Below are 7,572 nucleotides of genomic sequence, written 5' to 3'. Positions count from 1 at the left end.
TGGGGTTTCCCCATGTGAGAGTAGGTCATCGTCAAGATTCATTTCGCAAAACCCCTATCTGCGCGAGCAGGTAGGGGTTTTGTCTTTCTGGCCGTGCAAAACAGCGACCGAAAAACCGATCTGTATCGCAATCAACCGCGCGCCAACTCGGCCAGGTGCGTCGTGGCCTCCTCGCTCTTGAGCACCAGTACATCCCCCTCGAGTGAATCAAGCACCACCTCGGCGGTGTTGCCGATCAAGGCGCCAGATATCCCCGTGCGCGCAACGGTACCGACGATGGTGACCACCGCATCTATCTGTTTCTCGGTATAGGGAATCAGTACATCGGCAGGCCCCTCGGCGACATGCAGGCGATCTTCGCTGATATCGAACTCCGCCTGGAATGCCGAGCACGCTTCGCGGTAGCGTTTTTCGATGGTTTCGCTGAGCTGATACACCGGGTCGGACGCCGACAGCATCGGCGAGGGATGAGCACTGATCACATGCAGCTCGCCTTTGGCCAGGCTGGCGATCGCATAGCCATGGTCGATGATGCTGGCATGTAGCCGCCGATGATCCCCGTCCTGATTCCCTACATCCACCGCCGCGAGGATCTTGCCGCCGGTCCAGGGCCGTTCGCTTTTGACCATCAGCACGGCGCAGGGGCATTGGCGCAACAGTTTCCAGTCGCTGGGTGTAAGCAGTGCCTTGCGCAGCGGATTGTCCGGACGATGCTCCTTGATCACCAGTTCGCACCCTTCGGCTTGCTGCACACTGATAATCGACTCATGCAGCGTGTCATGCCAGGCCTGCTCATGGGTGACATTGTCGTAGCCATCATCATGCAGTTGGCTACTGAGCAGGCTGAGCAGGGCGCTATGGTCCTGCTTCTTGTCGCACATCAGCAGATGCAGGCGTGCGCCGGTCACCCCGGCGATCAGCTTGGCCCGGGTCAACGCCCGGCTGTGGGCGTGCTCGGGGTCGAGTACGACGAGGATGCTGCGAACGGCTTGCATGGGCATGACTCCGTTGGGATATGAAGGCCAATGCCTGACTATAGTCGGCGGTATGTATCGCGCCGTTTGACGTGTATCAAGCATAGTCGCTGGCGATCGGCATCGCCCTCGGTATAATCCGCGCTCCTGCGATGCTACCCAGCTGTGAGCTTATGTCCCTGACCCCTGAAATCGACGCCTTCCTTGGCTGCCCTACGCCTGACGCCTGGATCGAAGCGGCGCTCGCCGACCAGGAAACCCTGCTGATCGACCACAAGAACTGCGAGTTCAAGGCCGCCAGCACCGCGCTCAGCCTGATCGCCAAGTACAACACCCATCTGGACTTGATCAACATGATGTCGCGCCTGGCCCGAGAGGAGCTGGTGCACCATGAACAGGTTCTGCGCCTGATGAAGCGTCGTGGCGTCCCCCTGCGGCCTGTTTCGGCAGGACGATATGCCTCGGGCTTGCGCCGCGTCGTGCGTGCTCACGAGCCGGTCAAGCTGGTCGATACCCTGGTCGTCGGCGCTTTTATCGAGGCGCGCAGCTGTGAGCGTTTCGCAGCGCTGGTGCCACACCTGGATGAGGAGCTTGGCACCTTCTACCACGGCCTGCTCAAGAGTGAGGCACGTCATTACCAGGGCTACCTGAAACTGGCGCACCACTATGGTGAACAAGCTGATATCGCGCGGGTGGTGGAGAAGGTGAGGGAAGTGGAAGCCGAGCTGATCAGCTCGCCAGATATGGAGATGCGCTTTCACAGCGGCATCCCGATGGCCCAGCCCGCCTGAGGGCGAGCGGGCCCGCGGGGGCGCGTCAGCTTACTGACGACGGCCGAGCAGCAAGCCGACCACCAGCCCGAAACCTGCGGAAATCGCGACGGTCTGCCACGGATGACCACCAATGTACTCTTGCGTGGCATCTACCACCGGCTGTGCCTTCTGCCCCAGACGACTGGTGGCCTGGCGTGCCTGACGCAGCTTCAGGCCAAGCTGGGCGCGCAAGGTGTCGGCTTCTTCGCCCACCAGTGAGGCGCTGTCGTCGAGAAGCTTTTCGGACTCCTCGATCAAGGCCTGGAGCTCACTGAATACCTGGTCCTTGATCTGATCGCTGTCGACTGTTGCGGTGGATTTCCTGGCCATGAACACGTCCTCGTAGATGGATTGACTTGTACAGTGGATAACGGCGTGCGTCGAAAGTTGCACCGGCATACCAGCGCCTCGCCGCTAGGTGTAAGATAGCGCTCATTTTCAAGCGGCAGGAAAGACCATGAGTTTCAATCTGGCCAACAGAGATTTCGCCGAACGCGCGCAGATCGAGGCGGAAAAAGCCCGACTGTTTCAGCTTTGGCAAAGCAACCTCGGCAAGGCCAAGGGTGAAGCAGCCCGAATGATCGCCGAGAAACCCCGACGCAAGGGCAAGTGGGCCGAATGGGTCCGTGCCGAGCTGGAGGGTATGTCGCCTCCGGAGTTCGCCGACATGGTTCGCAGCGAAGTCAACAAGATGATGGCGGCAGCCAGCGCCAACCGCTGATCCTCACCAGCCTGCACCCCCAGGCTGCGGCAGATCGAGCTTGCCTTTATCGGTGAAGCGCACCGTACCCAGCGGTCCGCCGGCCAACTTCCCACGCAGCACATAGGGCAATCCCTGTAGCGATTGGGTTTGGCTCAGGCCATACGCCTGGCGCAAGAACGAAAACGCGGTGATGCTCACCGGGACCACGATCACCGCCTCGTCATAACGGCCGATATGCCCGCGCTGGTCGCTGACACCTGCCGCCAACGGTTGATCGTTCACTTCCAGATTCAGTGCAATACCGTTGAAGTCCACCGGCGTCTCGTTGGGGTTCTGCACGCGTATCTTCACTGCCATGCGCAACTCCAGGTCCTGCCCGGGCAGGGGTTCGATACCGATGACATTGATGTTCAGCGGATCGCGGTTTTGCAGCAGTGCGCAGGCATTGAGAGCGAGGGCCAGCAGCAGGGCCAGGCACAGTCGGGCTGAGTTACGCAAGCAGGCGGTCATGTCAGGGGGCCTTGGCTGTAGAGGGCCCTTGAGTGTGGCAAATACATTCCATCGGTGAAACCCTCGCTGTCGCTCCGAGCGCTTCCGGCCTGAAGGAAACATCACGAATCAACTCCATTGGTTTTCATGCTTTTGTCGCGAACCTGAAGCGCCTTAGGCTATCCAACGCTTGGGCGCGACTTTTCGTACCGGAGATGAAGGATGAAACCTACACTGCCTTTCCTCGCCATCAGCCTGCTGCTGTGCCTTCCAGCACACGCGGCCCCCGTGCAGATGCCCTTGCTTGCCGCCAGCGACCGCAATAACCCCTACAACAGTCCGATTCAGCGCGCCAACCCCAACAGCCGCCAAGGCAGTGTGCCGGCGACGCCGCCGGTGCGCGGTCCCTCGACCCAACCAATTGTGCGGCCACCTGCGCTGGACAACCGCGGCATCGGCAACGGTGACAACCTGCGCCGTCAGCAACAGACCCCGAACCTGGAACCCACTCGGCCACCGCGCGATTCACAACGTGCGCCCTGAGCCTCTTGATTGGAAGGATCCCCGCATGACGTCACGTATCTGGATGACCACCCTGGCTGCAGCCGCGCTGTTTCCGCTATTGGCGCAGGCTGCCGGCGACAGGCAGTTTCGGAGCGAAAAAGGGCAGTTGACCGTCAGTACCGTTGCTGATGGTCTGGTCACCCCGTGGGCTTTGGCATTCCTGCCGGGGGGCAAGGATATGCTCGTCACCGAGCGCTCAGGCAACCTGCGCATCGTCGGGGCCGAAGGCAAGGTCGGGCCGCCGCTGTCAGGGGTGCCCAAGGTCTGGGCGCAAGGGCAGGGCGGTCTGCTGGATGTGGTGCTTTCGCCGGAGTTCACCCAGGATCGCACGGTCTACCTGTCGTATGCCGAGGAGGGCGCGGACGGCAAGGCAGGCACGGCGGTCGGACGTGGCCAGCTGTCGCAGGACCGCGCGCGCCTGGAAAACTTCACCGTGATCTTCCGCCAGCAACCCAAGCTGTCTGACGGTAACCACTTTGGTTCGCGACTGGTGTTCGACCGCGAGGGGTATCTGTTCATTGCCTTGGGCGAGAACAACCAGCGCCCCACCGCCCAGGATCTGGACAAGTTGCAGGGCAAGCTGGTCCGCATCCTGCCTGATGGCGAGGTGCCCAAGGACAACCCCTTCGTCGGCCAGAAGAATGTGCGCCCGGAAATCTGGTCGTACGGCCACCGCAACCAGCAGGGCGCGGCGCTCAACCCTTGGACAGGCAAGCTCTGGACCCACGAGCATGGCCCACGTGGCGGCGATGAGATCAACATTCCCCAGGCAGGAAAGAACTACGGTTGGCCGATCGCGACCCATGGCATCAACTACTCGCTGCTGCCGATCCCCGAGGCCAAGGGCAAGCATGTCCAGGGTATGGAAGATCCGCACCATGTGTGGGAGAAGTCCCCAGGTATCAGTGGCATGGCCTTCTACGACAGCCCGACCTTCAAGGCCTGGGATCACAACCTGTTCATAGGGGCGTTGGCCACCCAGGAGCTGATTCGTCTGCAGTTCGACGGTGACAAGATCGTCCACGAAGAGCGCCTGTTGGGGGAACTCAAGGCGCGTATTCGTGATGTGCGGGTGGGGCCGGACGGTTACCTTTACGTGCTGACCGACGCCAAGGATGGGGCGCTGCTGAAGGTGGGCCTGAGCGGGAGTTGATGGCGGATCCGGGAAACCCCCATTACCATGGCGATTTGCCCACGACCCATCGCCATGACGCCCTACGCCCTTTATCAGCAAGCCATCCTGCAGCAAGGCTTTGCCGCCGATCCTGCACAGGCTGAGGCTGTTGCCGCCCTGCAGCACTGCTTCGAGGTGCTGGAGCAGGGGCGTAGCGGCCAGGGCGTCTACCTGTGGGGCCCGGTCGGACGTGGCAAGACCTGGTTGATGGATCAGTTCCAGCAGTGCCTTGCGGTTCCTTCCCGGCGACAGCATTTTCATCACTTCATGGCCTGGGTGCACCAGCGCCTGTTTTTGCTGAGTGGCACTGCCGACCCACTGCATACGTTGGCCCAAGAGCTGGCCAGGGATATCCGCGTACTGTGCTTCGATGAGCTGTTTGTCAGCGATATCGGCGACGCGATCATCCTGGGGCGCCTGTTTCAGGTGCTGTTCGACCAGGGCGTGGTCATCGTCGCTACGTCCAACCAGCCGCCCGACCAGTTGTATCTCGACGGATTCAATCGGGAGCGCTTCTTGCCGGCCATCACCGCGATCCAGCGGCACATGCAGATCGTTTCCGTGGCCGGTGAACAGGACCACCGCCTGCACCCCGGCGAACATCGCCAGCGCTACTGGATTGCCGAGGCGGGCAAGTCCGGCGCAATGGTCGAGGTATTCCGGCAACTGAGCGCGGATGACCCCGGCACCGACCAACCGTTGCAGGTCGGGTCGCGGCAGATCCAGGTGATTCGCCGCAGCGAGCAGGTGATCTGGTGCCGCTTCGCCGACCTGTGCGAGCAACCGCTGGCGGCGACTGAGTTCATGGCCCTGTGTGACCGCTATACGGCCATCCTGCTGGAGGGGCTGCCAGCACTGGGTGGGGTGCAACGTGCCGGGCGCATCGCCCGCGGAACCGAGGACGGCGCCCGGCGTGTAGTGGCCGGTGATCGCCAGTTACCGGCGCTGTCGCCCCGCGATGACAGTGTGCGGCGCTTCATCGCGTTGGTCGACGAATGCTACGACCGTCGGGTCGCCTTGCACCTGGAAGCTGAGGTTGCGCTCGAAGCGCTCTACACTCAAGGGTATCTGGCGTTCCCGTTCAGGCGGACCCTGAGCCGGCTGCGGGAGATGCAACTGCAACGCTTCGCCTGAAGGAGCCGACCATGGAGCTGCTGTCGCACCATCTGCTGACCCAGGCCTACAACAATGGCTGGGCCAACCATCGCCTGTACAAGGCATGCCTGCAACTGAACCACGACGAGTTCGTCGCCCCCCGTTGCAGCTTCTTTCCCTCGATCAAGGCCACGCTCAATCACCTGCTGACGGTGGACTGGTTCTACCTCAATGCCCTGGAGTGCGAGCAGCGCGGTGAAGCCCCCGAGGCGGATGGCGAGCGCTTCTTCGAGCCTGAACAGCCGTTTGCTACCTGCACCGACCTGCACGCCCAGCAGGCCCAGGCCGACCAGCGCCTGATCGCATATTGCCGACTGTTGCGTGACGACCAGTTGCGGCGCTATGTGAGTATCGTGCGGCCTGACCGGGTCCAGCGTGAGCAGCGCCTGCGCCTGCTCGCGCACCTGTTCGAACACCAGATCCATCACCGCGGGCAGGTGCATGCGATGCTCAGCGACACCTCGGTGCGCCCGCCGCAGCTGGACGAATTCTTCTGCGAGGAGGAAGCGCCCCTGCGTACGGATGATTTTGCCGAACTGGGGTGGAGCGAAGAGCAGGTCTGGCGGGCCTGACAGCTCTGCCCGCGCCATCTGTTCAGGAGCGGCCTTGTGGCCGTAGAAGGCCGCTCCCAGCTTGCCGCAAGGCGAGAGCTACTGCTGCAACCAGTTGATCAAGGCTTTGTGGAACGCTTCAGGTTCCTCGATCTGTGGGGCATGTCCCATGCCCGCGAAGGTGACCAGTTGCCCCTGGGGAATCAGCTTGGCCACCTGCGGTCCGAGCTCTGCGTATTTGCCCAGGCGGGCCTTGACCTCTGGCGGGGCGATGTCGCTGCCGATGGCGGTAGTATCCTTGTCGCCGATCAGCAACAGCGTCGGCATCTTCAAGTCCTTGAACTCGTAGAACACAGGCTGGGTGAAGATCATGTCGTAGATCAGCGCCGAGTTCCATGCCACTGCCTCGTGCCCTGGCCCTTTGTTCAAGCCCACCAGCATCTGTACCCATCGCTCGTATTCCGGTTTCCAGCGCCCGGCGTAGTAGGTGTTGCGCTCGTAGTTGCGCACGCCTTCGGCATCGAGCTTGAGTTCACGCTGATACCATTGATCGACACTGCGATACGGCACGCCCAGGGCTTTCCAGTCTTCCAGGCCGATCGGATTGACCATGGCCAGGCGCTCCACCTGCTGTGGGTACATCAGCGCATAGCGGGTGGCGAGCATGCCACCGGTGGAGTGGCCCAGCACAGTGACCTTGTCGATGCCAAGCTGTTGAAGCAGTGCATGGGTGTTGTCGGCCAGTTGCTGGAAGCTGTACTGGTAGTGCTCCGGCTTGCTCGAGGTGCAGAAGCCGATCTGGTCCGGGGCGATGACCCGATAGCCGGCCTTGCTCAGGGCATCGATGGTGGCTTCCCAGGTGGCGGCGCAGAAGTTCTTGCCATGCATCAGCACCACGCTGCGGCCATTGGCCTTGCCCTGCGCAGGGACATCCATGTAGCCCATCTGCAGGGCTTGGCCCTGGGAGGTGAGAGCGAAGTGCTTGAGCGGGTGAGGGTAGGTGAAACCTTCTAGCTGTTTGCCGTAGGTGGGCGACTCGGCGGCGATGGCCGAGCTGCCGACGAGGCAGGCCAGGGCCAGGGCGGTTGCGCGCAGCATCGGGGTACTCCGTGTAGGTTCAAGTAGGAAAAGGCGACTGTAGCAGTCAGTT

Annotated in this window: 10 protein-coding genes; 6 read left to right on the top strand and 4 right to left on the bottom strand. The window is 62.0% G+C overall.

Translation table 11 applies throughout. The annotated features are described in order from the left end of the window. Window positions 1-131: 131 nt before the first annotated feature. Window positions 132-995 (bottom strand): universal stress protein, encoded by an 864-nt coding sequence (locus tag F6X62_RS10715; protein WP_054895320.1) that lies wholly within the window; start codon window positions 993-995, stop codon window positions 132-134. Window positions 996-1,147: 152 nt separating this feature from the next. On the opposite strand from F6X62_RS10715, the gene F6X62_RS10710 reads away from it, so the two are divergent. Then, window positions 1,148-1,765: a tRNA-(ms[2]io[6]A)-hydroxylase gene (locus tag F6X62_RS10710; protein WP_054895321.1), complete on the top strand. Its 618-nt coding sequence runs from the start codon at window positions 1,148-1,150 to the stop codon at window positions 1,763-1,765. A 30-nt stretch (window positions 1,766-1,795) separates the two neighbouring features. Here the strand turns inward: F6X62_RS10710 and F6X62_RS10705 are convergent, their stop codons facing one another. Then, on the bottom strand, window positions 1,796-2,116 hold the full coding sequence (locus F6X62_RS10705) for a YqjD family protein (protein ID WP_054895322.1): 321 nt from the start codon (window positions 2,114-2,116) through the stop codon (window positions 1,796-1,798). 127 nt (window positions 2,117-2,243) lie between these two features. On the opposite strand from F6X62_RS10705, the gene F6X62_RS10700 reads away from it, so the two are divergent. Beyond that, window positions 2,244-2,507, top strand: a complete 264-nt coding sequence (locus F6X62_RS10700) for a hypothetical protein (protein WP_054895323.1) — start codon at window positions 2,244-2,246, stop codon at window positions 2,505-2,507. A 3-nt stretch (window positions 2,508-2,510) separates the two neighbouring features. Here the strand turns inward: F6X62_RS10700 and F6X62_RS10695 are convergent, their stop codons facing one another. Beyond that, window positions 2,511-2,999, bottom strand: a complete 489-nt coding sequence (locus tag F6X62_RS10695; protein WP_054895324.1) for an LEA type 2 family protein — start codon at window positions 2,997-2,999, stop codon at window positions 2,511-2,513. Between the two features lie 201 nt (window positions 3,000-3,200). Between F6X62_RS10695 and F6X62_RS10690 the strand changes: the two genes are divergently transcribed. From F6X62_RS10690 to F6X62_RS10675, 4 genes are read left to right on the top strand one after another with little or no spacing between them, the layout of a single operon-like run. Next, entirely contained in the window at window positions 3,201-3,521 is a 321-nt protein-coding gene (locus F6X62_RS10690) for a hypothetical protein (RefSeq protein WP_153773473.1), read from the top strand. Window positions 3,522-3,546: 25 nt separating this feature from the next. Continuing rightward, on the top strand, window positions 3,547-4,695 hold the full coding sequence (locus F6X62_RS10685; RefSeq protein WP_153773472.1) for a PQQ-dependent sugar dehydrogenase: 1,149 nt from the start codon (window positions 3,547-3,549) through the stop codon (window positions 4,693-4,695). A gap of 54 nt (window positions 4,696-4,749) precedes the next feature. Beyond that, window positions 4,750-5,850: a cell division protein ZapE gene (gene zapE, locus F6X62_RS10680; RefSeq protein WP_371926292.1), complete on the top strand. Its 1,101-nt coding sequence runs from the start codon at window positions 4,750-4,752 to the stop codon at window positions 5,848-5,850. Between the two features lie 11 nt (window positions 5,851-5,861). Next, the gene (locus F6X62_RS10675) at window positions 5,862-6,443 is read left to right on the top strand and encodes a DinB family protein (protein ID WP_153773471.1); all 582 of its coding nucleotides are present in this window, start codon (window positions 5,862-5,864) and stop codon (window positions 6,441-6,443) included. 78 nt (window positions 6,444-6,521) lie between these two features. On the opposite strand, the gene F6X62_RS10670 is transcribed toward F6X62_RS10675, so the two are convergent. Beyond that, window positions 6,522-7,520, bottom strand: coding sequence for an alpha/beta fold hydrolase (locus F6X62_RS10670; RefSeq protein ID WP_153773470.1), 999 nt, complete (start codon window positions 7,518-7,520; stop codon window positions 6,522-6,524). Between the last annotated feature and the right edge of the window lie 52 nt (window positions 7,521-7,572).

It is taken from the genome of Pseudomonas sp. MNR3A, assembly GCF_009650575.1.
GTDB classification, from domain to species: domain Bacteria; phylum Pseudomonadota; class Gammaproteobacteria; order Pseudomonadales; family Pseudomonadaceae; genus Aquipseudomonas; species Aquipseudomonas machongensis.
Note: the sequence above shows the minus strand (reverse complement) of the source record. Positions and strands in the feature narration are given on the sequence as shown.